The organism is Bacillus sp. LR--39 (genome assembly GCF_053613335.1).
Genome location: NZ_JBSIOT010000466.1, coordinates 1 through 942, shown reverse-complemented (window position 1 = coordinate 942; position 942 = coordinate 1). Strand labels below are relative to the sequence as shown.

Sequence of the window (942 nt, the reverse complement as noted above, 5' to 3'; positions counted from 1 at the left end):
GTGCTGATATGACAGACGTGGTAATGGCAGCCTGCCGCTTCGGCAAGAAGCACATCCCTTGCGATGTGAACCGCTTCGCACACCGAAGGAATCCCGTTTAAACCGTTGGCTTTGGCAAATTCCCCATCGTGTACACTGCCGCCGTAGATCAGTGAATTGTCTTCACAGTGAGCGACGATCGCTTTATTAATCGAAGCCGCTTTTTTCATCGCTTCATACATCATCCCCGCCGTTTGAACGCCGACGCCGTCATCGGTAAACGCGAACGCGCCGGCGTCTTTCAGCCCTTCGAAATCGGTCATTTCCCGACCTGTTTGCCTGATGGTGATTGAAGCATACGGCAGCACTCTCACTGATGCCGTTTCGTCAATGCGGTTGACAAGCCACTCCATCTGCTCTTTCGTATCGGGGACAGGCCGGGTATTCGGCATTGCGGCGACAGTTGTAAACCCGCCTCTCGCTGCGGCTTTTGCACCTGTTTCGATCGTTTCTTTCTTCTCGCCGCCCGGCTCTCTGAAGTGAACGTGAAGGTCAACAAGCCCTGGCGAGACGAAAAGTCCATCCGCATCGATGACCGTTTCCCCCGAAGCGGCCTCAAGGCTTCCGATCTCGCTGATTGCATCGCCTTCAACCCTGATATCGCGCTGTACTTTTTCGCCTTTTTCGTCGAGCATGAAACCGTTTTTAATTAAATAAGACATAAGCCTGATCTCCCCTTTTTTTGTTTTCGCCGTTTAGAAGCGCTCTTTTTAAAACCGCCATTCTGATATATACTCCGTTTTCCATTTGTTTGAAAATCCTCGACCGGCCGGATTCGACCAGTGCACTGTCAATCTCGACGCCTCGGTTGACAGGTGCGGGGTGCATGATGACCGCGTCTTTTTTCAAGAGCTCCGCCCGCTTGAGCGACAATCCGAATGTTTCGAGATAATCGCGTTCTGC

1 protein-coding gene and 1 pseudogene are annotated in these 942 nt (G+C 52.1%); both read right to left on the bottom strand.

Annotated elements, in window-relative coordinates; all coding sequences use genetic code 11:
• Positions 1 to 701, bottom strand: a 701-nt coding sequence (locus ACWHAR_RS24190; RefSeq protein ID WP_452088073.1) for a dihydroorotase, incomplete at its 3' end; no start/stop codon positions are given.
• Positions 685 to 942: pseudogene (locus tag ACWHAR_RS24185) on the bottom strand (aspartate carbamoyltransferase); the annotation flags it as partial. The gene ACWHAR_RS24190 and the pseudogene ACWHAR_RS24185, both read right to left, overlap by 17 nt.